The following is a 24876-nucleotide window of genomic DNA, read 5'->3' on the forward strand; positions in this document are numbered from 1 at the left end:
ACCGGGGCCGGGGCCGCGACCGGGGCCGGGGCCGCGACCGGGGCCGGGGCCGCGACCGGGGCCGGGGCCGCGACCGGGGCCGCGCCGCCCGGCCCTCCGCCCGGTCCGTCGCTGCCCGGTCCGCCACCGCCCGGCCCGCCGCTGGTCCTGCGGCCCGAGGTCCTGGCACACGACGTGCCGGGCCCGCCGACGGACCGGCCGCGCCCGAGGACCGGGTCGTTCGCCGGCGGCGCCTACGGCGAGCAGGACCTCCCGCACCTGCTGGGACAGCGGGGTGTGCACGCGGTGATCACCTCCACCGGCGCGGGCGCGCACCGGCTCAACGAGCCGGGCATCGACTACGTCGGGATCCATGCCGGGACCGGAGAGCTCTGGCTGGTCGACAACAAGGCCTCCTACGAGGTGAAGGAACTCGACGGTGCCGAGGTGACGTCGCTCGGCGAGAACCTGCACCCCGGCCTCACCCGGGCGATCGGCAAGATCGAGCAGGCGCCGGCGTTCGAAGGCAAGGCCGACGTCCTGAAGCGGCTGGGCCGTGCGCGGGACGCGGTCGCTGCCGGCCGGCCGATCCCGGCCGAACTGAAGATCAGACTGATCGTGACCAACGCCGGCGGGTACGTCTCCGGCGCGCGGAACCTGCCGCGGCAGGTGGAGTTCCTGGACCTGGTGGGCCCGGAGGTGAGGGCGGCCCGCGTGGCGGACATCGCCAAGGCCGAGGCGGCCGGGGTCAGCCCCACCCGGCCGCGTTCCCATGCGGACACCGAGACCATGCGCCGCCGGGTCGGCGGGGTGGTGTCCCGGGAGCCGATCCGGGTGCCCGTCAAGGTGCGGGTGGCGCGTGGGGTCCGCGCCGCCGGGATCGGCCTGGCCAAGGTCGTCGCGGCGGTGATCTGGGCCCAGGTCGCCGCCAAGGTGCGGGAGCAGTACGAGAGCCGCAAGATCCGGGAGTGGACGGAACCGAAGCTGGCGGCGATGGAACCGGAGATCCAGTCCCGGCTCGACAGCCAGGTGCCGGAACTTGTGCAGCTTCAGCTGCGGAACCCGGGCAAGCCGCTCTACGGCGTGGTCGGCATCCTCACCACGATCCACCGCAGGGGTCGGGACGAGAACCTGATGGACGCAGAGGTGGAGCTGACGTCGGTGTCGGTGGCTGCGGAGCGGATCGAGCACAGCGAGACCTCCCGGGTCACCGGTGGCAGCCGGTGGCTCGCGGGACAGTGGCAGCAGGACTTGGTACGCACGACCCACTCGGTGGAGCTTCAACCGTTCGGCCGGGACGAGTTGACGGCCGTGCTGCGCGCCGGGCTCGCGCAGGAGGAGGCAGGAGCGGGCGCTCAGTCCATGACGCCGGAGCAGGCGCGGGCGTCAGAGCGGCGGCGGGACGAACTGGCCGCACAGTTGACGCGGTTGGAGCGGCAGCCATGAGCGGTGGCCTCGGCAACCTGACCATCCGGCCGCATCTGCCGGAGGCGGTCACCTTCGACGGCGACCTGCCGCAGGACCGGCGGCGGGAGCTGGAGGACGTGATACGGCGCGCGGTGGCCCGGGCAGTGGCCGGGCTGGGGGAGGAGGGTCTTCGGATCGCGGGTGCGCCGGCTGCCGGGCCGGCCACCGAGGCGGCTGCCGGGCCGGCCACCGAGCCGGTCGCCGAGCCGGTGCCGGGCGGCGGTCTCCTGCTGGGCTTCGGACTGTCGGCGGAGATGGCGGAATCCGCGGAGACGGCGATCGGGACGGGGGAGGCGGCGGGAACGGTGGAGCGCCCCGCCCGCCCGGCCGGTGCCCGCCCGGTCGCCCCGCCGCCCCCCACCCGGCAGCCCCGGGGCGGCGGCGTGCGGGGCCTGGCGGAGCACACGTCGGTCCGCCTCGCGCAGCGGACCGAGGGCACGCCCGGCCGCAGGCGCCCGATGCCGGCCGAATCGGCGGGAGGGGGCGGGCCACAGCGGATCCGCTTCCGTGTGCGGCTGACCCGGGACAAGGGAGAGCTGGGACCGGCTGAGCTGCTGCGCGAGTTCGTCCGCCAGTACTACGGGGCCACGAGCGAGCAGGAGGTCGACCGGCTGCTTTCCAACTGGCGGTGGACGAAAGGGCGCGAACGCTCGGTGTCCGCCCGGGACCTCGAACAGGGCTTCATCGAGCTGACCATCACCGATGTCACCGAGGTGGCGATGGCCGCGCTGCCCCCGTCCGAGCGGGAGCGGATCGACCAGGAGGCCGACGAGCGGTTCCGGCGGGAGAGCGGCCTCCCCCCGGGGACGCGGCGGCCCGGCACCGGCCCGCAGGACGCGGCCCTGCGCGCCCGCTGGCTTGCCGCGCGGGCCGATGCCGCAGCCGAGCACGATCTGCGCCGGAAGATCGCGAACCTGCCCGAGGACGTCAAGGACATCCTTTTCGCGGGCGGCCTGCCGCTGAACGCCGAGGACCTCGGACCGGTGCTGCGCCTCGGAGGGAAGTTCAGCGGCCTGACGCCGGCCCAGCGCGCCGACTACCTGAGCAAGGTCACGGCGGAGACGGCGAGCTGGGCGGAGCTGGACGCCTCGATGGAGCGGTACCTGCGCGCCGAAGATGCCCGCGAGGCCGAGGCTGTGCGGACCGAGGCGGCTGCGGCCAGGCTCTTCGGGTGCGAGGACCTGTACCGGCTGTGGCAGGCCCTGAACGCGGTGCGGGCGCGGGCGACCCGGGCCGGGCCCAAGATCGGTGTGTACCCGGCTCTCCGGGACGAGTGGAACGCTGTGGCCGCCCGCTTCCAGGAGTCCCTCAAGCGCCACGGGTTCACCGACGAAGCAGCCTTCGTCTCCGCGATGGACGCCTACCGGCTGCAGTTCCGGGCCGAGGCGGTCGCGATCGGGCTTGACGTCCTCGCGCGGTACGACCACCTGCTCCACGAGGAGCGGCGCAAGCTGCGCAGCCCCGGCTACGTCGAGTCGATGGCCGCCGGCATCGCGCGGACGCAGGCGCGCGCCGAGTTCGAGGAGGCCGCCGCGAAGGAGGGGCTTGCGAGGTACTTCGCCGTGCACCATGCCGGCGAGCAGGTCAGCCGGTACTCCGTCGAAGCCGAGTCGTTGCGGGCCGCAGCCCGCCAGGCGGTGGTGACCGGTGCCGGTGAGGACCCGCTCGTCGACGCCAACCGGCTGGGCCGGGGCACCGACCGCGAGAAGCTCGCCCGGCTCGACGCGCCCGAGCTGCGGGCGTACCTGCTCGGGGTCGCCGACGAGCGACAGGCCGAAGCGGCCACGGTCCGCGGGGAGCTCACGAGCGACCCCGAGCGCGTCTTCAGCTTGCCGGGACTGGTGGAGGCGACGAAGCGGAGCCAAGGGGCCGGCGCCGACACGATCTACGCCTGGATCGTCGACGACCACGTCAAGGCCGTGGGCCAGGCGCACCCCTTCACAGCGACCGCCCTCGTGGTCATCCCTCTCGTGCTCGCCGCTGTCGTTCCGGTCGGCGGGTGGATCGGCGCGGTCGCCCTGGTCGCGACCGCCGGAATCAGCGTCTACCAGGCGACGGAGGCGATCACGGAGTACCGGCGGGCCTTCGCCGAGTACGAGCTGTCGTTCATCGACGAGGACCCCTCGCTGCTCTGGGTCGGGGTCGCCGTCGTGGCGGCAGCGGTGGACCTCGGGCAGGTGGCGACGCTGCTGAAGGCGTCGGCCAAGGGCCTGGTCGCGCTGAAGGTGCCGCTGCACGACTTCTCCACCGCCACGGACATCGAGACGGCGGCGGCCCGCTACCGGGCGCTCACCGCGAAGATCGACGAGGTCGAGCAGCTGGCGCCGCAACTCCGGGCGACGCTCAAGGCGCACGCGGCAGCCGAGCTGGGTCTCAAACGCGTGGTCGGTGAGTTCGCGGGCCGGCTCCACGGGGGCTTCCTGGTCGACCCGACCGGGCCGATGCAGGCCATGTACTACGCCGTCAAGAAGGGCGTGATGAAGGTCGCCGCGCTGCGAACCGAAGCGCGGATGGCGGAACTCCTGGGCGACGTGACGAAGCTGACCGGCGCGGAACTGGCCGAGATCGAGACGGCGTTCGAGCGGGTGAAGCAGATCGTCCGGATCGGCGAGCAACGCACCATGGACGACGCCACACTGCTGCGGTACGTCGACCGGCTCGCCGCGCGGCGGTCGGAGGGCGCGAGCGCGTTCGAGGAGATCGTGGCCGAGATGCGGGCCTGGCACCGTCCGACCCCGGAGCAGCTGGCGGCCGAAGCGGCACTCACGAAGGCGAGCGAGGAGCTGGCGTCGCGGCGCCTGTACCAGGCCGAGCTGGAGTTCGAGCGGAGCGCCCTGCGCAAGGAGCCGTTGGAGACGCGGGACGTCGATCGGATCAGGGAGATCGACGCCGAGCTCGTAGCACTCACCGGCGAGCGCGGCAGGACCGGGCAGATCGTCAAGGAAGGCCTCATCACCAGGGCAGCCCGCGACATGGAGAAGGCCGCGAAGGCCGCGGAGGCAGCCCGGGTCAGCCCGCTCGTGCGGATGCGGCAGGCCTTCAACGCATCGGAGCAACGGGCCCAGGTCCTCGCCCGGGCTACGGTCGACGAGGTCGGAAAGCTGCGGGTGTCCTCCGGGCTGCTGGAGGTGGACCACATCGTCTCGCTGGCCCGCATCTCGCAGATGGAGGGCTTCGAGCTGCTGACGGCCGCCGAACGCGAAGCCCTCGCCGTGGACATCGACGACATGGTGCTCATGGACGCATCCGCGAACGCGTCCAAGGGGGAACGCAGTTGGGCTGATTGGCCGCAGGCCTCGGCCTTCTACGACCCGGAGGTCATCGCGCGGTGGAGGGCCATCGACGCGGCGCGGAGCAGGAGCATCGAGGAGTCGATCCGGGTGAAGGTCAAGGGCCGGACGCCCGCCCGGGTCCGCGTCGGGGTCGGCGGCGGCGAGCCGCGCGTCCGGATCCACACCGGCGCATCGGAGCCGATGCCGGAAGAACCTGTCGAACTCCCCACCGAGGAGGCGCCGACGAAGCGGCTCCGCAACCCGAGGAACCCGGAGAGGTAGGCCCCCGCCATGGCTGCCGGTGTGAACGTGCCCGTCCTGATCGGTGCGGTGCCGCTGTTCACCGTCACCAGCCTGACCCTCAACGAGGGCTACCAGGTAGCCCGGATCGCGGGCAGCAGCCTTGCGCAGCTGGTCTCGCCGACCACCCGGACCATCACGGTCGAGGCGGTGCTGGTCGGCCGGACCAGGCTGCTCGTCAAGAAGGGGCTGGAGGCATTGGCCCTGACCTCGCGCGCCCTCGCGCCCGCCGCCGCGCCGGCGATGAACCTGGCCGGGATCCCGGTGGTCTGCGGGATGACCATCAGCCTCGACATGCAGATCACCGCCCTGCGCTTCACCCAGTCCAACCAGAAGCGCGACGCCCTCGACGTCAGCATCACGCTGGAGCATGTACCGCGCTCCGGCGTGACCGCCGTCCTCGGTGAGGCGCTGGACCTGGCCCTGGCCGCCGGCACGGCCGCCGTGCCCAGCGTCAGCGGCCTGGAACCGGCGCAGCGGCAGCTGGGAGGCGCCTTGTGAACACGCTCGCCACGTACCCGCCCCCACCCGCCGGGCCCGCGCTCGACTTCCACCAGCTGCCCGTTGCGCCGGACGAAGGTCTGCCGCAGGCGTTCGGCTGCCTGATCGGCGCGACGGCCTACGACTTCGGCCTGTACGTCAGCCTCGACGCGCCCGCCACCGACCCGCCGGAGATGCTCTACGACCTCGCCGCGCCGGTTCCGGCCGCCGCGGCGACGGCGCCGCCCGGCTACCTGGTGCTGCGGGTGGTGCGCCACGGGCCGGCCGGGCCGCAGGTGCAGTTCCTGCGCAAGCTCGTCGCCGAGCCCGAACTCGTCCACTACGCCGGGCCGCTGGCGATCCGGCTGGTGACCGCCAAGGTGGCCAAGGGCAATCTCAACGGCCCCGGCCACTACGGCACGCAGATCGTGATCGGGGTGGCACCGCGATGGGCGTGATCCTCTGGTACCGCGTGACGTTCCCGACGCTCAACCTCACGGTGTCCAACGACGTGTCCGGCGGCCTGATCCTCAGCGACGCCGAGATCACCGTGACGTACGGCCTCGGACAGCCTGGCGCCTTCAGCATCGACCTCGCCGCCCTGCCGCTGTCCGCCCAGCGCAAGCTGGCCACCGCGCTCACCGGAGCACGGGGCGACCGCGTGGGCGGGGTCGAGGTGGAGATCACGCTCGGTTACCTGGAGTCGCCGGGGTCCCGCGAGCCCGTCCTGAAGGGCCGGGTGGACGGGATGACCGTCTCCCGGCGCGCCGACACGCAGCTGGGCGTGCTGCTCACCGGCTTCGAGGAGGCCGCCTTCCAGCTGGTCACCACCAAGGAACTCGGTGAGGGGAAGGGAACGACCGGGCTCGCCCACTACTCCCGGCAGGAGGTCACCCCCGCCGAGGCGGCCGAGGAGATCGTCGGCAAGGCCCGGGCCGAGCTGCGCGCCCGCGCGACCCCGACCGGCTCGCGCCGGGAGATCACCCTGGACGCACCGAACGCCTTCGTCATGCTTCAGCAACTCGCGGGGCGCTTCGACGCCGAACTCCTGGTACAGGACGGCACGGTCCAGTTCGGCCAGGCCGTCACCTCCCCGCCGTCCGGACCCGGCCCGGCCCTGCCGTCCGACCCGTCGGCGGCGTTCGCCGCGCTCAGTGGCGAGGACGCCCTGATCGCCCCCGCGACCGGGGTCACCGCCCGGCTGGCCGCGTTCGCGCCGGTCCAGGCCAGCACCGCCGGAACGCTGCGGGTCGTGAACGACCTGCCGGAGCAGACCTCCGTCGGCGCCTTCGACTTCACCGTCCTCGGCACGCCCGCGCTGCGCGCCGGGCAACTGGTCGCGGCCAGCGTGGACGGCTACCAGAACCCGCTGAAGGGCTACCGGATCATCCAGCTCACCCACTCCTTCTCGCCGCGCAACGGCTACGTCTGCACCGGGCGGGCGGCCGTCTTCACCAGCGACACCGGCATCGGCGCCGCCATCGGCAGCGGCGGCGGAAAGAGCAACCGGAAGAACACCGAGGCCGTTCGCGAGGGCAGCCCGTTCGCGATCGCCGACGCCATCGCCGGCCGGATCCGCGACGCCCGCACCGTCTCGCCCTCGGTCGACGCCGGCCAGATCCGCTCCGCCAAGCCGGACCGCCGGTCCGCCGACGTCGCGTACGGGCAGGGCGACGCCCCGGCGGCCGTGTCACCGAGCGTCGACCTGATGGTCGACGAGCACGGGCCCGTGCTCCATGACAAACCGCTCGCCGCGCCGTTCGCCTGGCACAACGTGGGCCTGTCCGTCCCGGTCTACGAGGGCATGCGGGCACTGCTGAACGATGTCCGCGGATCCCGGGACGACTCGGTGGTCACCGGGTTCCTCTGGGCCAACGACCCCGCGATGGACCGCCCCCGGGCGAAGGCCGGCGACTGGTGGCTCTGCCTGCCGACCGGACTGTCCGCCGGACCGGACCCGCGCCCCGAGGGCAAGGGCGTCAACGACCTCACCGCCGCCGACGGCCGCCGGGTCGTCGAGGCGGTCGGCCTGAAGCTGACCGTCGGCACCTCCGCCTGCTCCGCCGTGGGCGAGCGGCCCGCCGAGGGCACCGCCGAGGAGTTCCTGCTGAGCCACAGCTCGGGCACCGAGGTACGGATCGACCGGGACGGGAACGTCGCGGTCACCTCGAAGTGCGGGAAGGCGACCGTCACCGCCGGCCCGGCGAGCGTGACTGTGGGGGACAGCAAGGTGGCCGTCACGGTGGGAGGGGCGAGCGTGACGGTCGACGCGGACAAGGTGGCCGTCAGCGCGGGCGGGGCGAGCCTGACGGTCGGACAGGGAAAGGTGGCGATCGGCTGATGCCTCTCGTCCTCGCCGAAGGCGCGATCATCCAGTGCTCGCACGGCGGGCAGTGCACGCTGGCCCCTGGCAACACGGCGGTCACCGTGAGCGGGAAGGGGGTGCTCACCACCGGCGCGGAGGCCCCCTTCACCTTCGGCTCCGCGGCCGCCCCCGTCCCCGGGATGATCGTCCCCTGCACGGCCATGACCCCCAGCGGTACCCCACAGCCCTGCGCGACCACCCCCGCCCTGCCGGACGGCCTCGCCACAAAGCTCGTCGTCGGCGGCAAACCGGTCCTGCTCGCCACCGCGCACGGCGCCACCGCCAGCGGCACCGGGCTGGGCACCTGGCAGATCACCGACCCCGGGCAGACCCTCCTGGAGGCGATCTGATGACCGACCCCGACCGCCTCGTCGATCCCGGCCTGCCGACCGACCTGCCCGACGTCCCCGGCGTGCGAGGCCTGCCAGGCATGCCCGGCCCGACGGGCAGGCCCAGCCTCGGCCGCGGCCTCGTCCTCGACGACGGGGACCTGGTCACCGACCCGGACACCGGCGGACCCGCCGAGAACGAGGGACTCGCCGCGCTTGTCCAGGCACTGCTGCTCGCCGTCGGCACCCAGCTCGGCACCGACCGGCTCAACACGGCCTTCGGCTTCGACCGGCTCTCCATCAGCCGCTACGCTCTCGACCTCCAGGCCCGTAAGGAGTACATCCGGATGGAACTGGTCCGCTGCCTCTGCGCGGACCGCCGGGTCGCCGACGTCCGGGAGGTGTTGTTCCAGGACGACCCGCGCTACCTCGACTTCCGGCCCGGCCTGGCCGGCGCCGCCCACGAGCGGATCGTCGAGGCCGCCCGGGCAAGCCGCGAGTACGCCGTCTACGCGATCATCGACACCGTCGCCGGCTCCACGCTGACCCTCACCTCGGGGGGACGCCTTGACTGACCTCACTCCACACGCCACCTCCGCCGACCGCTACGGTGTGACCCCGGACGGCTTCGTCCTCAAGGGCATCGACCGCATCATCGCCGATCAACAGGCCCGCGCCCGGGCCATGTTCGGCAGCGACGTCGACCTGACGTCCGGCTCCGCCCTGCGCAAGGTGCTCGACGCCGCCGCCGTGCAGGTCCACGAACTCTGGCGCGCTCTGGAGAACCAGTACTACGCCAACTTCCTCACCACCGCCCAGGGCGATGCCCTCGACCTGCTCGGCGCCGATCTCGGCCAGGCGCGGCAATGGCTGTGGGCCACTGGCGAGGTCACCCTGACCCTGACCGGCGCCGACCCTGACCGCGTCTTCGTCCTGCCCCAGGGCACAGTCATCCGCGCCACCCCCGCCCCGTACACCAGCCTGCGCACCACTGCCACCGCCACCCTCACCGCCGACGCGCCCGCCGCCACCGTCGGTGTCCAGGCCGTCGACCGCGGCTCCTGCGGCAACCTGCCCGCCGACCAGGCCCTCGAACTCGAACCCAACTGGGCCCGCCTCCACCTCAACCTCGGCCCGGCCACCGTCCAGGTCGCCAACCGGGCCCCCATCGGCGGCGGCGACCTCCAGGAGCCCGACGACGTCTACCGGGCCCGCCTGCTCGGCGTCCCTCGTACCCTGTGGACCCAGGACGCCGTGCTCGCACGGATCCTGGACGTCCCCGGCGTGCGCGACGCGGCCGTCTTCGACCCGCTCGGCGGCGTCGACGCCTCCCGTGGTGTCTTCAACACCTACCTGTTCGGCCAGCACGACTTCACCACCGGCCGCCGCACCGGCTCCCCGTACTTCTTCGACATCGTCGTCGCCGTCGAACCCGGCTGGCCCTGGCGCCAGGACGAGGGCGACATCCCGGCCGTGTACGACAAGGTGCTCGACGTCGTCCGGCAGTGGCGGCCCGTCTCCGTTTTCCCGGACATCCGACAGGCCAACCAGGTCGACGTCGGCATCCGGGCCACTCTGGTGGTCCAGCCCGGCCACGACCCAAACGCCATCCGTGGTGCGATCCTCAGCGCCGTCCACGCCGGCGTGGACCGGCTGCGCCTGGGCCGCGCCGTGCTGCAGTCCGACCTGGTACTGACCGCCCGCTCGGTCGCCGGCGTCGTCGACGTGCAGAACCTGCGGCTGCGCCGCGGTGCCCCCCTCTTCGCCGAAGTCGGATTCGGCGGCGCGGTGTTCGGCGACGCCGTGGAACTGTCGGTGGGCGAGAACCTCATCCTCGCCGCCGACGAGATCGCCTACTTCGACCTCGACGGCCCGCTGATCGACCTCCAGGTGGCGAGCCCATGAGCACCGACTTCCTGGATGTGATGGCCACCGGCCTCACCCCCGCCTACGACCGGGGCATGGAACGGCTCGCCGTGCCGCTCACCGCCGACGGCACCGGCGCCCTGCGCCCCGCCTACGACCTCTCCGCCTACCGGGCCCACCACGGACGCGACCCGGACGCGCCTCGCTTCCTGCTCGCACCGGCCGCCGACATCGCCGAGCCGGTCACCGTCCGGATCACCTTCACCCGGACCCCCGGCGCGCCCGAGGAGAGCACCGACCTGCGCTTTCCGGCCGGCTGGCCTGCCGGCGACCAGCTCGCCGTCGAACTGCCTGGCAACGCCGCCGAGTTCACTGCCGCGCTGGAACTCACCGGACTCCACCCGCTGCCCCCGGCCCCGGCCGGGCCGCAGGACTGGGAACTCACCGCGCTGCTCGGCACCCTGGCCCGGCTGCTCTGGACCATTGGCCGCGACGTCCAGGACCTCACCCGGCGGAGCGCCGACGTCGCCCGCCAACGCGGCGCCGGCGGCGCCCGCGGCGCCGGCCTCGACCTGCTCGGCCGGGACCTCGGCGCACCCCGCTTCCCGCCCCACCCGTACGCGCCGGACGACGGCACCCTCGTGCTGTACCACCTCGACGACCGGCCCACGCCCGACAACCTCCAGGTCACATCGGCCGCCGACGCCGGCGGGCGGCACCCCGCCGCCGTCAACGGCGCAGCCCAGGCAGGCCGGACCGGGCGGTTCGGCCCGGCCTTCGGCTTCACCGCCCCCGACAGCAGCCTCACCGTCCCCGACAGCCCGGACCTCGCCCTGCCCGGCGACTTCACCGTCGAGGCGGTTGTCCGACCGGCCCTGACCGCCACGGGGCCCGGCGCCGTCGTCGCCAAGCGCAGCCCGCTCAACACCCGGGCCGCCCCCGGCTGGGCGCTCACCCTCGGCAGCTACCGGGGCGTCGACCAGAACCTCCGCTTCTCGCTCGCCGACGGCACCACCGAGACCCAGCTCTTCGCCGACCGCAACCTTGCCGACGGCCAGTTCCACCACCTCGCCGCCACCGTGCGCCGCACCGGAACGGGAGCCGTCGTCCAGCTCTATCTGGACGGCGCCGAAGTGGACCGGCGCAGCCTCGACCAGCTCGGGCCGGTCCTGAGTGCCGAGCCCCTCACGATCGGCCGTGGCCAGGAGTCCAGCGACGACGGTACGGTCGCCGCCCAGTACCAGGGGCTGATCGAGGAAGTCCGGCTCTCCAACACCGCCCGCACCACCTTCGCCCCGGTCACCGGTGAGAGCGACGACCAGTACCGGCGCCGGCTGAGTATCTTCCAGCGCTGGCTGGTCCCCACCCCGGACAATCTCCAGGACGCCGTCAACCAGGTCGCAGGGCCGGTCGCGGGTGATCACGCCGCCTTCGTCGTCGACGAGACCACCGCTGCGATCGCCACCGGCTCCGCCCTGCTGCGCGTCCTGCCGCCCGCGCTCACCGCCGGCCAGAGCATCACCGCCGACGGCGACCGGTTGCGCACCGAGCCCCAGGCCGTCGGCACCGCCGACGACGAACCCGACTTCGACCCGGCCTGGCTCTGCCGATACGCGGACCAGGCCCGGCCCGGCCTCGACTTCGCCGACGACGACGCCAACCGGCTGATGCAGCTCACCACCCGACGTGCCCTGGACGCGCTGCTCGACCGCCTCGCCGGACAGCCCGGCACCCTCAGCGTGCTGAGCGCCTACGACCCCGCCGGCCCCGGTCTGCACGCCGTCGGCCGGGCCCTGAACCTGCGCCACACCACCCTCGACACCGGTACGCTCGGCGTGCACGCCCACGCCGCCGGCTTCGGCTGGGTCACCTGCACCGCCGACGACCTCGTCCAGGCCGCCCAGCCGCCCGGCGACACCTTCGCCCTCACCCTCGACACCGATGGGGACACCGACCCCACCGCCGGCCAGACCGTCCATCTCGCCCTGGACCCGCCCGTGTCCGGGCTCGCCGACGCCCTCGTCCGCTGGTCCGTCACCCGCGAAGGCCCCGGCAACGCGATCGTCGCCCCGGACACCCCGCTCGGCCATGCCACCCTCCAGGCCCTTACCGCCGGGGACGTCACCGTCGGCGTCGAGGTCACCCGTGCCGGTCACACCCGCGGCGGCCGCCGGACCCTGCGGATCGGCCTGCCCGAGGACTTCATGACGATCGGCCAGACCATCGGCCGGGACGGCCTGATCGGCGTCACCGAGTCCGAGGCCGCCGGCACCGTGACCGCGGACTTCGACCCGTCCTACCTCCAGCTGCGCACCGACGACCTGGCCGTGCCGCCCGCCCAGGTCGACTACGGGTTCGACCTGAACAACCGCCGGATGCAGCCGGCCGCAGGAGCCGCCCTCGACCGACTGCTGGCCCGCCTCGCCGGGCGGCCCGGCACCCTCACCGTGCTCAGCGCCCACGACCCGTCCGGCCTCGGACTGGCGCAGCAGGGTCGGGCCCTCGTCCTGCGCTACGACGAGCCGACCGTCAGCGGCCAGCCGTCCCCGGTGACCGGACCGGCCCTGGCCGCGCACGCCTTCGCGGCCGGCTTCGACTTCGTCACCCTGCAGAACGTGCCCGACGCTGACGGCCGGCCGATCGTCCGGGCCGCATCGGCACCGGGGGAGCAGCTCGCCGTGACGCTCGACGGACCGGCGGCCGATGTGACTGCCGGAGGCGGGATCCGGGCGACCGTCAGTCCGCGCGCCGCCCCCGCGGCGGCCTGCTTCCACCCCGACGGCAGCCGGTGCTACCTGGCCGAACGCGGCAGCCACCAGGTGGCCGCCTACGCCCTGACGGCCGACTCGTCCAGCAAGCCGCCTGTACTGGCGTTCGAGGCCTCCGCCCTCACGGACCGGCTCCCCACCGCACTCGCGTTCGCCGGCGGCCGACTGTTCGTCGCGCACGAGCGCGGTCGAGTGCTCGCCCTCGACCCCGGCACCCTTGCGGCGACGCCGGTCGTCACCCCGGACGCGGTGGCCCTCGCCACCGACGGCACCCTCCTCTACCTCACCTCCACCGACCACACCCTGCGCGCCTACGACCCGCAGAGCGGCGTGCAGACGACCAATCTGCTGCTGCCCGGCCTGCCGGGAGCGATCGCCGCGAGTCCGAACAGCCCGCTGCTCGCCGTGCTGCTCGACGGCGGCCGCTTCTGCCTGGTCGTCCGCCCGAGCGGCCCGGTGCCGGCCGGGCCGGTGACCGTCCCGGGCGCCGCCCGGGTGCTCTGCGCCGCCCTCACCCCGGACGGCGCCAAGCTCTACATCGGCGTGGACACCGGCGCGACGGGCCCCGGCAGCGGTGCGCTCCAGGTCTACCCGACCGGCGCCACCTCCCCGTCCGCGACGCTCACCGCCCTCCCGCCCGGAACCGTTCCGGTCACGATGTGCATGGCCACCGACGGGCGACACCTGTACGTGGCCACCGCCGGCAGCGGACCGGCTGCCGGGCGCGTCCACGTCGTCGACACGACCACCGACACCCTGCTGCCGCTGCCCTTCGCCGCCGGCGACAACTGCCTCGCGCTCGCCGCGTCCCCGGCCGCCGCCGGGTACCCACCCTGCCTGCTGGCCGCGCCCGAGAGCGATGGCACGCTGCTGCTCGCCGACCAGACCCCGCTCGGCCAGAGCCCGCCGCAGCCACCCCGCCTGTTCGCCCGTCAGCCTCTCGGCCCCGACGACGGCGTGAACCTCGCCTGGTCCGCGCTGCCGCTCGGCCCGGGCGGCGCGGAGCCGGCCGACTTCGAGGCCCCGGTGACCAGAGTCGACGCCGCCGCGCCCGGGATGGTCCGATTGCGCGCCGACTACCTGCGGGGCAGGACGGTGCTGCCCTACCAGTGCGAGGTGCGGCTGAAGGACGCGCTCGACGCCCGGCCGGAGGTGGTGATCGGCAAGGACCAGTACGACCTGGTGCTGAACGTCCTCAACTGGTTCCAGCCGATCGGCGTGGAGTTCTGCACCGGGCGGCTGCGGGCGCATGTGCGCGAGCTGGCCCACGCCATTGGCGATGCGGCCGTACTGCCCGGGTTCACCTTCCCGACCTACCACACCTACGACCAGCCGCCGTTCCGCCGACCCGAGGAGGGCAACCCGTCATGATTCCGAAATATGTCCCCTCGTTCCGCCACCAGGACTGGATCGACAACGAGGACCGGGTCCAGGCGGGCGGGGAGAGAGGTCTCAACATTCGCTTCCACAACCTGGAGGCCGAGTTCCAGACCCTCGCCGACGCGTACCTCAACCCGGTGATCGCGGCGCTGTTCAGGGAGCAGCGCGTCCTCAGCGTCATTCCGCTGCTGACGGCGAATCAGAGTGCGAGCCAGACGCCGGGGTGGGATGTCAACGTCGACGCGGCAGTGAAGCCCAGCGGGGCCGCGTCGGCGAGCGGCATCATGAACGTCGTCCTGCCGGACGGGGCCGTGATCAAGTCGTTGACGGTCTTCGGTACCACCCAGCCCAGTCCCAGTACGGCGCTGCTGTCCGTCAACCTGCGCAGCAGACCCGTGACGGCGATGGCGGGCGCGACGACCGTCGTCACTGTCCAGACCCTCGGCGCGGCCGCCGTGCCGACCACGGTCACCACCGTCGACAACTCGGTGAACAAGTACTTCATCGAGGCCGACCTGACCGGAGCCCAGAGCACCGACGTGACCCTGAACTGCTTCCAGATCGTCTATCAGTGAGCGGTCCGGAGACGACTGAGAGGTGAGAGTGATGTCCTTCCAACCGCAGCAACCGCCGGATGCCGGCAGTGTCTTCGACCCGAATCAGGCAGTACCGCCGATCCGCTTCGGCGCGTGGGGTGACGACAACGTCGGTCCCGGCCTGATCGGCAGCAGCGGCAGGCCCGCGGTCGCCGACGGGTCGGTCGAACCGGGGGCGGGCGTCCTCGGCGTCAACACGGCGGTCCAGGGCGTCGGCGTCCAGGGCTACTGCCGCCAGGGCACCGGCGTGGCCGGACTCGGCGGCGGCACGGGTACGGGCGTCGCCGGCCGCGCCGACACCGGTGCCGGCGTGTCGGGGACCAGCGCACAGGGTGTCGGGGTCTTGGGGCAGGGCGGGGGCTCGTCGCCTGGGGTTTCCGGTGCGGGGGCGGCCGGTCCGGGGGTGTTCGGGGCGAGTGCGCAGGCGGCGGGGGTGCTCGGATTCGGTGTTGCCGGTCCGGGTGCGCCTGCGGTGAATACGCAGGGTGTCGGGGTGTTCGGACAGGGCGCGGGTTCGTCGCCCGGGGTTTCCGGCGCGGGCGCGGCCGGCCCTGGTGTGTCGGGTACGAGTGCCCAGGGTGCCGGGGTGTGGGGTTCTGGGACGGCAGGCCCTGGGGTCTCCGGTACGAGTGCCCAGGGCGCGGGGGTGTCCGGTTCCGGGACGGCAGGTCCTGGGGTCTCCGGTACGAGCGACCAAGGTGCCGGGGTGTCCGGTTCTGGGACGGCAGGTCCTGGGGTCTCCGGTACGAGTGCCCAGGGCGCGGGAGTGTCCGGTTCAGGGACGGCCGGTCCTGGCGTGTCGGGTACGAGTGCCCAGGGCTTCGGGGTGTCCGGGCAGGGCGTGGGGGCGGGGGTGTTCGGTAGCGGGGTGGATCCTTCCGGGGCGGGGCAGGACGGTCCGGGCGTGTCGGGGAACAGCGGGCAGAGCCCCGGAGTCATGGGGACAAGTGCCCAGAACAACGGGGTGTTCGGCCACAGCGACGGTAGCGGCTCCGCCGGGGTGTTCGGTTCCAGTTCGCAGGGCCCGGGGGTGATGGGCACGGGCGCGGCCGGCCAGCCGGGGCTGCAGGGCGCCACGCCTTCCGGGACAGCGGTCTTTGCACGGTCCGAGGACGGGACGGGTCTGGACGCAGAGGGAACCGGCACCGGCGTCCTGGGCATCGCGACGACCGGCGCAGGCGTCTACGCCACCGTCTCGGATCCCGCCGGCACCGCGCTGATCGCCAACGGGACGAACGCGGCCCTCTTTGAGGGCAATGTCCAGGTGTCCGGCCAGCTGTTCAAGCCGGGCGGCGGCTTCCAGATCGACCACCCGCAGGATCCGGAGCATCGAGTTCTCTCGCACTCCTTCGTGGAATCCTCCGAGCGGAAGAACATGTACGACGGACTGGCCGTCCTCGACGACGAGGGCCAGGGAACGGTGACCCTCCCGTCCTGGTTCACCGCCCTCAACACCGATCTGCGCTTCCAGCTCACCCCGCTCGACGCCCCGGCACCGAACATCCACGTCGCACGCCACGACACCGGGGACGGCTTCGACATCCGGGGCGGCCCGCCCGGGATCGAAGTCTGCTGGCAGGTGACGGGCGTCCGCGCGGACGCCTGGGCCCTGGCCCACCCGCTGGCCGAGGAGGAGGACAAGCCCGCCGAGGAACACGGCTCCTACCTGCACCCCGAGGCGTTCGGCGAGCCACCCGAGAAGGGTGTCGGTCACCGCCGCTACCCGCACCTGCCCCGCCCTGCTGGCACCAGCGCGAGGCCCGTTCCCTCGCTCCGCCAATGACACCCGGCGTGACCACCGCTGCCGGCCGGCTGGCGGAGCCATAGTTTGTGCAGGTGGTGCGCCGAGCCGCCGGTGGCCAAGGGGCGCGCGTCATCACAGCTGGTATCGGTGCCAGCCGTCGTGCGTATCCGAGTGATCTGTCCGATGCCCGCTGGGAGTTGATCGAGCCGGTGCTGTCCGCCTGGCGCTTCGAACGCCGCAGCCGGGCCCTGCACTTCGGCCGGCGGCCTCGGCACGAACTGCGCGAGATCATGAACGCGATCCTGTACGTGGACCGCACCGGCTGCCGGTGGTCGTTCCGGCCTTTCCGCTGCGCGTTGCCCGGGTGGCACGCCGGCCCTCGTCGAACCGCTGCTGCTGCCGTGGTGAACTGTCGCCCTGCGCGAAGCCGGACTGCTCCTGAGTCCGCTTCGAACTCGGTGCGGCCCACGGCACCTTCGCCCCCGCCCCTGCGTTGCCCACGGTGCGCTGAAGGGCGATCGTCCGGTCAGGGGTCACGCACCTGCACTGCAGACGTCCCCTTCGCGACGTCGGCCCGTCGTTTGATCTCCCGGTTCAGCCTCTCCAGCGGGTTGGTCGACCAGATCTTCTTCCAGTGCGCCGGCGGGAATTCGGCGAACGCGGTGATGTCTGTTGCCGCATCCAGCAGCATCGTCTTGACCTGCGGGAACTGCCGTCCGAGCATGTCGGCGACTACGTTCAGCTGGGTGCGTACCTGCTCGCCGGTGGTCTGCGCGAAGATGGTGCGGATGGTGGCGGCGACCATCTCCCCGGAGCCCTTCTCGATCACCGAGAACACGTCCCGGACGAAGTGAACCCGGCAGCGTTGCCAGGCCGCGCCGAGGAAAACGGTGCGGATCGCGGCCATTAGACCGCTGTGGCTGTCGGAGATGACCAGCTGGACGTTCTCCAGGCCGCGGGCCCGCAGCGAGCGCAGGAACTTCGTCCAGAACGGCTTCGACTCGCTGTCGCCGACCTCCCCCACTCTCGGCTCCGCTCAAGCGGGGGGACCCCCATGCCCGAGGATCTCGCGGTGCCCGGTGGCGGAGATCCCGGTGGCGATGACCACGGCCTGGGAGGCGATCCGGTGGTTGACCCTCGCCTTGCAGTAGGTGGCGTCCAGGAAGACGTAGGGGGAGACGGTGTGGTCCAGCGGCCGTTCCTTGAACGCGGTCAGTTCCTCGTCCAGCTCACCGCAGATGCGGGAGACCTCGGACTTGGATATCCCGCTGTCCGCACCCGGTGCTTTGACCAGGTCGTCGACCGAGCGGGTCGAGACACCGTGCACGTATGCCTCCATCACCACGGCGAACAACGCCCGGTCGATCCGCCGCCGGCGTTCCGGCAGCGACGGGAAGAACGACCCGCTCTGCACCTTCGGGATCTTCAGGTCGAGGTCGCCGGCCTGCGTGGTCACAGCCTGTCCCGGTGTCCATTGCGCCAGGTCGTGCGCGTCGCGGAGTGCTCGCGCGGCGCCGCACCGATCACATCGGTGGCCTCGGCCTCGATCAGCTCCTGCAGGATGCGCTCGCACACCACCCTGATTGCTTCAACTCCATCGGCCCGACGTAGTGACTCAAGCAGCCGCATCAGCTCAGACCGGGACAAGGCCATCGCGTGCTCCTCCGGTCGAACTGCCCGTTCACCAGGGAGACTTGCGCGATGTCCTGCCCTTGCTCAGGGAGCATGCACGGTCAACGGATGCACGCCCCGAGCAGACACCCGCGCGTTCCGGGACCCTGCCCGGCTACACCACTTGATGGGACGCGATCCCCACTCGACTCGAAGAACCGCAGGTCAGCCCCACGTCACGAGCCCGGCAAGACCGTGAAACGAATCGAAACCCTCACCGAACATGTCCGCCTGAAACAGCAGCGAGGTTAATGATCAAGCTTAGAGGTCGTTCTCTTTCCAAACCTCACGTGCAGTTTCCACTGGTCCGGCATGAGACGCAGGCTGGCACGGAAGTCTCGGTCCGTTGCTGACCGAGATGTCGCGGGGGTAGCGAGTGCCATCGATGTGGGCGGTGTTAAAAGCGCGGCAGAAGACCGCGGCGGTGCGGGTGGACGAACTCGAAGTGAGCTGGAGCGGGTGCGGGCGGCTCTGACCGAGGCGGAAGAGGTGCTCAGGCGCCGGGTGATCGGGCTGGAACAGTATCTGGAGGCACTGGTCGTGGAGGCGACGCCCGCAGTAGTGGCCGGCGGGATGTCGCCGAGGAAGCCGGTGGGCCCGCGCCGGGCGGTGCCTCACCGCCAGGACGCGACCGGAACCGAGGTGCTGTCGGCGGACCACCAGGCGCTGATGGCCGCCGCCCTGGAGGCGGGAGCCGATGGGCTCGTTGCCCGGCGAGCGGAACAGCGCGTCATCCGAGGCACACCAGAGTCCTCGCCGCCGACGCGGGGGTGTGCCGGCCTCACTGGCAGCGCCACCCAGTGGTTGGCCGTCCTCCCCACCGACGTGGGGGTATTCCGAGAATGTGCCGTGGGTGGTGTCGGATGAGTTGTCAGACCGCCACTGCCCTGGCTGCTGCCGCGTCGCTCACCATGGACCGGTCCTATCCTCTACTCGTCCACAGAATTCGGGCGGAAGATCCGCGGCATCGTCGCATAGCTCCGGCCCGGGCAGCATGCCGGGGATGGCGAGGGTTCGGCCAGGAGCACGGCGGCTCCGAAGGTCAGGACGGCGGCGTCTTCTGGGTGTACGCCGTCGTCACGAAGCAGAAGACTTGACCCTGTGCCGGGTCGGAGACCGTGATGGAGGGCGGGTTCAGGACGTCCGACTCGTCGAACTGGATCGTGAGGTCGTCGCGGCCCGCGAAGTTCGGGTCATAGAGGGAGAGCGTCACTTGGTTGCCGCTCATCTGGTAGCCCCACACCGCGACCTGGTGATCGTGTTGCAGGTCCAGCGGATTGACGGAGAGGACCTTCACGAGGCAGATCGGGGCTGGGAATCCGCCGTCAATCCAGGTGCGGATCTGGGGCCAGGCGTCCTTGATGATGGTCGGTGACCGGCCTTCCAGGGGGTTTCCGGCGCTTCCGGTGTCGGGGTACGCCGGGTTGCCGATGGCGACCAGGGTCGCCGGGAGTGAAGGCAGGTCGAAGCTGTCGAAGAGCCGGCTGACGATGAAGTCGTAGAGGGCTGTCCCGGGGGCGGCCGGGTCGGGGCGGTCCTGCGGGACGGGCAGGGAGGCCGCCCAGTAGTCAAGCGCCGCGTAGACCATGCCGCCGCAGAGCCCATACTCGGCGTTGCCGATGGGGATGGTGGCCACCCCAAGGTCGATCGAGGTGAGCGGGGCGCTGGTCCAGCTGTTGTCGAACGGGAAGCCGTGCTGGGACGGCCGGAAGGTGGTGTTGTGCTGCGTGGAAGATTCCAGCACGTAGTCGATGCTCACGTTGTCGCCTGACCACCCGCTCTGGTACAGGGCGAAGCCCGAACCGACATCGGTGGCGTACTTGTTGGTGCCGGCGAAGGGATTGTCCCAGGCGATCTTCAACGAGGTGCCGTTACCGCCGATCGAGTACACCACGTTGCCCTCGGTGCCAGTGGCCACGCCTGATGACTCGGAGGCCCAGGTGGTGTCGGCCTGCGGGCCGAGGTTGTCCGGTGGCTGGGTGGTCCACTCGCCGCCCGGGAGGTCGTCGGAGGTGAGGGTGAGGTCCTGGTCGGTGTGATTGTGCAGGGTGATCTGGGTGCTGCGTGCGGCCATCAGGGTCCTCCTCATGAGGTATTTGGCTCGGGGGTGGCCGTGACGAACAGGACCTGCAGGTTGTCCCAACTCAAGTGGCCCGGGCGGCCATTGGCAGCATCACCCGAGAATCCGAGCTTGACCTGCCAGGCCTGGTACGACGCTTGGTCCGCGCTGCCCCACGCGTCTTTTCCGTCCATCAAGCTACGGGCGCTCATGCAAGATCGAGGTTAGGACGCGAGGTCGTCTCTCTCCAGATACACCTCTGCGAGGACCTTGTCCGCTTGGGCGGTGGCGCCGGTGCCTATGCCCTGGGCTGCGAAAGTGAAGTCAGCTGGCTGATAAGGCAGCATCGGCGTGCACCAAGTAATGAAGGTGTCTTTAGCGGTTGGCACATTCGCGTCGCCCCCCCGGCGAGAACGTTATACATCTGGTCGTGGAACAGGCGACCAGGGTCGCCCAGTTGGTAAGCCATGTCTTTCCTTTCGCAGTGCACCAGAATCCCCCGTGCCGAATAGGACCGGCCGACGGTTCAGGAGACGATTCCGGTTGGGCGAGCTGCGACAGCCTGAGGCGCCTGGTTCAGGCCCTTGAGAGCCAGTCGGCTTTTCACGAGCGACTCACGGGTGAATCCCTGAAACCTATTGGGTAGTAGGAAATTCATCCGGCGAAGGAGGTGTACGGTAGGCCAGTCGAAGTGACGGCCTCGCTACCAGCAACACTAGTCACCGGCACACCGATGAGCAATTGTAGAATGTGCAACCTAAACACTTGTCAACTAATTCAAGATTCATTTTCTGTAGCGCTCCCCCCCCCGTCGAACGCAGCGCTGAGTTGTAAAGTGCGTGGCCGTACGTGGGCCCCTCGGGCAGGAACGGTGCGCCCCGGCTGCGGCTGATCGTCGTCGCGAACGACGGCTCCGGGCTGCGGCCGTCTCTATCCGTTCGTGTGCTCGGTCCGGTTCGAACGGGGTCCTGGATTGGGTGAGTTGTCCGGGGTCCGGGCATGAAGGAAGGCGCCTCACGTTGCTATGTCGTCAAGCCGCGGCGGCGAGTTCGGTGGGGAACGCGGTTTGTTCGTCGAACAGCTTGCGGTGCTGCATGCAGTGGAAGAGCTGGCCGATCATGCGGTTGAAGAAATGCCACGAAGTTAAGGCTGGCCCTGCGTCGTCAAGGACTGCCGGTGCATGGGTAGTTCGGGGCACGTAAGGGTCCTCTTGGTGTATTTGGAGGTAGATGCCCATGTAAGAGGGCCTGATCTCAGCGGTGAGATAGCCGGGCTCGGAGGCTTGTTGCTCGGGCTAGTACTCAACCCTGAACATGTCACGCCTGTGCCCTTCATCGTACTTGCGGCTCCCCCGGTCGCAATTGGTGTTGTCGGCGTGTGGAAACTCTTTACGGTCCACCCGAACTACCCTTCAGCAGGGCTCGTTGTCGCCACCTGCGTTGCAATTTTCGCCGGACACTTTGTTGACACGAGCAAGATCACACAACCGTAGCCGTCGGTCTGCATGGTGGTGGAAGAAGAAGGTTCACCCATTCAGGTCAAGTCCTACGGCCCACCGGTAGCGCGAAGTGGACGGCTGGCATATGACAGAGGAAATGCCCATCGCCTGCATGGGTAGGCATGACGCAGAAGGAGGACCATGGCACCTCGTAATGGCGCGCCCATCATGGGCAGACTCGGCAAGGCACCCGCCAGAGTCGACAGGCGTACGCTCAACTTCGCGCAGTACCTTCATCCCACCCTGCCGCCGGCCCCTACGGCGAAGAACTGGACCGACAAGGTCATTGACTGGCAGGTGCTAGGAAATGACCAATATGGTGACTGTGTAGAAGCCGCCGCGCTCCACATGGAGCAGAACTGGTCAGCCTACGAAGGCCCTCAAGAGTTTGAGCCCAGCAAGGAAGAGGCGCTACAGGCCTACACCGATCTCACGGGGTTCAAGGAGGGTGATCCTTCAACGGACCGCGGCACCAACATGCTCGACGCGCTGAACTTCTGGCGCACGGCAGGTATCGGCGGTAACAGTATCTACGCCTTCGCTGCTTGCGAGCCGGGGAACCTCGAACACGTCCGAGTCACCATCGATCTCTTCGGTGCTGCGTACATCGGACTGCAAATGCCCTACAGTGCGCAGGGGCAGAATGTCTGGATGGTCCCTCCGGGAGGACCGGTGGGTCCGGGTCAGCCCAACAGCTGGGGTGGCCACTGCGTGCCCGTCATCGGATACACCCCCACGCAGCTGATCTGCGTCACCTGGGGAAAGCTCCAGCCCATGACCTGGCAGTTCTTCCAGATCTACTGCGACGAGGTGTATGCGGTACTCGGTAAGCAGTGGGCCGACACCAACCGCGCTGACCCCGACGGCTTCAGCCTCGACCAGCTGCGACAAGATTTGGCAGCAATCCCCGGCTAATGGCCTAAACCGACGGCTTGCGCTGAGAGCTAGGTCGGCCCGAACACGGTCGACCTAGCGTAGCGCTCCGGCACGGGAGAGGTGCCTCAGCCTTTATCGGCTGCTGGAGATCACAGCAACCGCTACGCCGAATTGTGCGGTCTGGTTCTCATCAACAAGGATTTTGACGAGCTTTCCAGTGGCGGGAGAAGGGATCTCCGTGTCCACCTTATCGGTGGAGGCTTCAAACAGTGGCTGGTCAACCCGCACGGTTTCACCCACCTTCACCACAGGGCGGGTGCAAGTTCCCGGGATCGGCCAACCTGTCTGGGGTTGGGGCGGGTTGAGGTGGATGACGGAGCGGACACGGGTCCGTGATCATTCAGGTGTCGAAGCCGAGTGATCAAAGAGGTTCCCGTGTCCGCTGTCTCATTTTCCCCGATCCCCGCTGTGTTGGCCAAGCTGGGTCCTTTTGACCCAATCGATGTGCCTGACCTGCGCGTCTTCCTGGAAGCGGTTCCCGATCCGCGCTCCCGGCGGGGCCGCTGGTACTCGCTGGCCTCGATCCTGCTGGTCTGCGCAGCAGCCGCGGTCTCCGGTGCCCGGACCATCGACGAACTCGCCGAGTGGGGCGCCCGTGCCGACACCCGGCTGCTCGCCACCCTCGGTGTCCGCCGTCACCTGCTGCGCTGGCGGCACGCGCCGTCCAGGTCGGCGATAGGGCGGCTCCTCGAACGCCATCCTGCTTGGCGTGGACGGTTGAGGGCCGGGCAACGCGAGCGTCCATCGCGGGGGCAGTCCGGGCACAGGTAGCGGAGGTAGGCGTTCCTGTCCAGCAACTGCTCCGCGGCGTAACGGATGAACCGGATCGTCTGTAGGGCTCGCGCTTCGGCCCCGGGCAGACGTTCCTGGGCCTGCGGAACAAAGCGCGCGGGCCGACGGGTGGCGCGGTCCTTGGTGTCGGCCAGCAGGCCGAACACCCAGCTCTCCAGCGAGGCGTGGAGCGCGTCGAGCGCTGCGATGCCAGGGTAGTCGTCGTCTTCGAGGTTCGAGTAACACATCAGGGCCATCGGGTGCTCCTTAAGTCCGTCGCTGTGGCGAGCGTCGCCGCGGTCGCACTGTGCTGCCAGGTTGCAGCCGCACAGGCAGCTACGCCGATCGCGCCGCCTGCTGATCAGGCCGTGGTGATCGCCAACGCCTCATCCGGCTACTACCTCAGCACTGACAACCAGAACGAGAACCCGAACCAAGACGTCGAGGTCTGGAACCAGCTGCCCATGAACAATGGCGGTTCAGGCGCGGTCTGGAGACTGCGGCACCTCGGCTACGGCGAGTACACCATCGAAACCGAGACCATCAACAGTGGCGAACGGGTCTGTCTCACCCTGCCGGACACCGACGCGAGGAACCACGGCCATGTCATGGTGCGCACCTGCGACTCCGGCAGGCAGTCGCAGCAATGGCGGATCTTCGAAGACGGCGAGACTGAGACATACACCATCACCCCGGCCAACCGCGCCTTCACGGGCTTCGCACTCGCTCCACAGAACTACGGCAGCAACAGCAAGGTCGACCTGGAAGAATGCTGGGGGAGCAACGCGCCCGCCTTGATGCGCTGGCAGTTTGGGGCGCGCCACGCTGGGCGCTGAACCTCACGGTTGCCTACGGCTCGTGGAGGGGGAATATGAGCGGGCGTGCTCGGGCCGCGACATGAGAGGAGCCCCACGGGTGAGGTGAGTTGTGAAGCCGACCTCGGCCCGTGCGGTTTGTTCCCACCACCCCTGCAATCCTCCGGCGTCTTTCGTGCGCATCTCGGCGAGTTGCTCGACGAACTCGCTGTCCCGGGGGAAGCCGCGCGCTACTCCGCGCTGCACGCGGAGCATGGGGGAGCGACGCTGCCGAACTCAACGACGGCGGTGCCACCGACCCCGGCTGAACACCTGCCCCGCCACTGTTACCGGGCCCGCCTCCCGGGCACAGAACTCTCGGCCCGGCCCAGAGTGCCAGCAGCCGAGGCAATAGCAGATGGTGATGGCGGCCCAGGTGATCAGCGTCTTGGAGTGTTGGACGAGCCGTTCGCAGTCCCGGGCGCGTCAGCGCGCGTGCATCATCGACGCAGTTGGGTCGGCCGCGCGGTGAGGTGCCCGCCGGGGCAGGTCCTGTTCCGCGCGGCCTCCCGCCGAACCGGACATGACGGTTTCCCGGTCA

Annotated in this window: 17 protein-coding genes and 2 pseudogenes; 15 read left to right on the forward strand and 4 right to left on the reverse strand. The window is 70.6% G+C overall.

Annotated features, from left to right (window positions below; genetic code table 11):
• The 12 genes and pseudogenes from ACFC8N_RS47235 to ACFC8N_RS47290 form a co-directional block, all read left to right on the forward strand.
• Nucleotides 1-1425, forward strand: a 1425-nt coding sequence (locus ACFC8N_RS47235) for a hypothetical protein (protein WP_376295904.1), incomplete at its 5' end; no start/stop codon positions are given.
• The gene (locus tag ACFC8N_RS47240; RefSeq protein WP_376295905.1) at nt 1422-5000 is read left to right on the forward strand and encodes a hypothetical protein; all 3579 of its coding nucleotides are present in this window, start codon (nt 1422-1424) and stop codon (nt 4998-5000) included. The genes ACFC8N_RS47235 and ACFC8N_RS47240, both read left to right, overlap by 4 nt.
• 9 nt (nt 5001-5009) lie before the next feature.
• Nucleotides 5010-5519, forward strand: a complete 510-nt coding sequence (locus ACFC8N_RS47245) for a hypothetical protein (RefSeq protein WP_356035054.1) — start codon at nt 5010-5012, stop codon at nt 5517-5519.
• Nucleotides 5516-5956 carry a hypothetical protein gene (locus tag ACFC8N_RS47250; protein ID WP_376295906.1) on the forward strand — a complete coding sequence of 147 codons (441 nt, stop codon included), beginning with the start codon at nt 5516-5518 and terminating at the stop codon, nt 5954-5956. Before ACFC8N_RS47245 ends, ACFC8N_RS47250 begins: the two co-directional genes overlap by 4 nt.
• On the forward strand, nt 5947-7839 hold the full coding sequence (locus tag ACFC8N_RS47255; RefSeq protein WP_376295907.1) for a hypothetical protein: 1893 nt from the start codon (nt 5947-5949) through the stop codon (nt 7837-7839). The genes ACFC8N_RS47250 and ACFC8N_RS47255 overlap by 10 nt, the downstream gene beginning before the upstream one ends.
• Entirely contained in the window at nt 7839-8213 is a 375-nt protein-coding gene (locus ACFC8N_RS47260) for a hypothetical protein (protein WP_362823337.1), read from the forward strand. The genes ACFC8N_RS47255 and ACFC8N_RS47260 overlap by 1 nt, the downstream gene beginning before the upstream one ends.
• Nucleotides 8213-8767, forward strand: coding sequence for a hypothetical protein (locus ACFC8N_RS47265; RefSeq protein ID WP_356035044.1), 555 nt, complete (start codon nt 8213-8215; stop codon nt 8765-8767). Before ACFC8N_RS47260 ends, ACFC8N_RS47265 begins: the two co-directional genes overlap by 1 nt.
• Nucleotides 8760-10097, forward strand: coding sequence for a baseplate J/gp47 family protein (locus ACFC8N_RS47270; protein WP_356035041.1), 1338 nt, complete (start codon nt 8760-8762; stop codon nt 10095-10097). The genes ACFC8N_RS47265 and ACFC8N_RS47270 overlap by 8 nt, the downstream gene beginning before the upstream one ends.
• Nucleotides 10094-14197 (forward strand): LamG-like jellyroll fold domain-containing protein, encoded by a 4104-nt coding sequence (locus ACFC8N_RS47275; protein ID WP_376295908.1) that lies wholly within the window; start codon nt 10094-10096, stop codon nt 14195-14197. The genes ACFC8N_RS47270 and ACFC8N_RS47275 overlap by 4 nt, the downstream gene beginning before the upstream one ends.
• Nucleotides 14194-14781, forward strand: a complete 588-nt coding sequence (locus ACFC8N_RS47280) for a hypothetical protein (protein ID WP_356040263.1) — start codon at nt 14194-14196, stop codon at nt 14779-14781. Before ACFC8N_RS47275 ends, ACFC8N_RS47280 begins: the two co-directional genes overlap by 4 nt.
• 925 nt (nt 14782-15706) lie before the next feature.
• Entirely contained in the window at nt 15707-16585 is an 879-nt protein-coding gene (locus ACFC8N_RS47285; RefSeq protein ID WP_376295909.1) for a hypothetical protein, read from the forward strand.
• A 104-nt stretch (nt 16586-16689) separates the two neighbouring features.
• Nucleotides 16690-16917, forward strand: a pseudogene (locus tag ACFC8N_RS47290) (transposase); the annotation flags it as partial.
• A gap of 194 nt (nt 16918-17111) precedes the next feature.
• On the opposite strand, the pseudogene ACFC8N_RS47295 reads toward ACFC8N_RS47290, so the two are convergent.
• The 3 genes and pseudogenes from ACFC8N_RS47295 to ACFC8N_RS47305 form a co-directional block, all read right to left on the reverse strand.
• Nucleotides 17112-18199: pseudogene (locus tag ACFC8N_RS47295) on the reverse strand (IS256 family transposase); the annotation flags it as partial.
• Nucleotides 18200-19259: 1060 nt separating this feature from the next.
• On the reverse strand, nt 19260-20291 hold the full coding sequence (locus ACFC8N_RS47300; RefSeq protein ID WP_356037457.1) for a hypothetical protein: 1032 nt from the start codon (nt 20289-20291) through the stop codon (nt 19260-19262).
• A gap of 11 nt (nt 20292-20302) precedes the next feature.
• On the reverse strand, nt 20303-20488 hold the full coding sequence (locus ACFC8N_RS47305; protein ID WP_356037459.1) for a hypothetical protein: 186 nt from the start codon (nt 20486-20488) through the stop codon (nt 20303-20305).
• Between the two features lie 1427 nt (nt 20489-21915).
• Here ACFC8N_RS47305 and ACFC8N_RS47310 point away from each other — a divergent pair.
• The gene (locus tag ACFC8N_RS47310; RefSeq protein WP_356037462.1) at nt 21916-22689 is read left to right on the forward strand and encodes a hypothetical protein; all 774 of its coding nucleotides are present in this window, start codon (nt 21916-21918) and stop codon (nt 22687-22689) included.
• 93 nt (nt 22690-22782) lie between these two features.
• On the opposite strand, the gene ACFC8N_RS47315 is transcribed toward ACFC8N_RS47310, so the two are convergent.
• Entirely contained in the window at nt 22783-23022 is a 240-nt protein-coding gene (locus ACFC8N_RS47315; RefSeq protein ID WP_376295912.1) for a biotin/lipoyl-containing protein, read from the reverse strand.
• A gap of 132 nt (nt 23023-23154) precedes the next feature.
• On the opposite strand from ACFC8N_RS47315, the gene ACFC8N_RS47320 reads away from it, so the two are divergent.
• The gene (locus tag ACFC8N_RS47320) at nt 23155-23481 is read left to right on the forward strand and encodes a transposase family protein (RefSeq protein WP_376295910.1); all 327 of its coding nucleotides are present in this window, start codon (nt 23155-23157) and stop codon (nt 23479-23481) included.
• Nucleotides 23482-23666: 185 nt separating this feature from the next.
• Nucleotides 23667-24317: an RICIN domain-containing protein gene (locus ACFC8N_RS47325; protein ID WP_376295911.1), complete on the forward strand. Its 651-nt coding sequence runs from the start codon at nt 23667-23669 to the stop codon at nt 24315-24317.
• The last annotated feature ends 559 nt before the right edge of the window (nt 24318-24876 follow it).

Origin of the sequence: Streptomyces sp. NPDC055966 (assembly GCF_042269865.1) — a bacterium.
In the GTDB taxonomy this organism is placed as follows: Bacteria; Actinomycetota; Actinomycetes; order Streptomycetales; family Streptomycetaceae; genus Streptomyces.

Excerpts from the sequence above, each read along its gene's own strand:
- ACFC8N_RS47305 (WP_356037459.1), bottom strand. The coding sequence starts at position 20,488 with ATGAGCGCCCGTAGCTTGATGGACGGAAAAGACGCGTGGGGCAGCGCG.
- ACFC8N_RS47300 (WP_356037457.1), bottom strand. The coding sequence starts at position 20,291 with ATGGCCGCACGCAGCACCCAGATCACCCTGCACAATCACACCGACCAG.
- ACFC8N_RS47245 (WP_356035054.1), top strand. The coding sequence starts at position 5,010 with ATGGCTGCCGGTGTGAACGTGCCCGTCCTGATCGGTGCGGTGCCGCTG.
- ACFC8N_RS47240 (WP_376295905.1), top strand. The coding sequence starts at position 1,422 with ATGAGCGGTGGCCTCGGCAACCTGACCATCCGGCCGCATCTGCCGGAG.
- ACFC8N_RS47275 (WP_376295908.1), top strand. The coding sequence starts at position 10,094 with ATGAGCACCGACTTCCTGGATGTGATGGCCACCGGCCTCACCCCCGCC.
- ACFC8N_RS47265 (WP_356035044.1), top strand. The coding sequence starts at position 8,213 with ATGACCGACCCCGACCGCCTCGTCGATCCCGGCCTGCCGACCGACCTG.
- ACFC8N_RS47255 (WP_376295907.1), top strand. The coding sequence starts at position 5,947 with ATGGGCGTGATCCTCTGGTACCGCGTGACGTTCCCGACGCTCAACCTC.
- ACFC8N_RS47310 (WP_356037462.1), top strand. The coding sequence starts at position 21,916 with ATGGCACCTCGTAATGGCGCGCCCATCATGGGCAGACTCGGCAAGGCA.
- ACFC8N_RS47260 (WP_362823337.1), top strand. The coding sequence starts at position 7,839 with ATGCCTCTCGTCCTCGCCGAAGGCGCGATCATCCAGTGCTCGCACGGC.
- ACFC8N_RS47280 (WP_356040263.1), top strand. The coding sequence starts at position 14,194 with ATGATTCCGAAATATGTCCCCTCGTTCCGCCACCAGGACTGGATCGAC.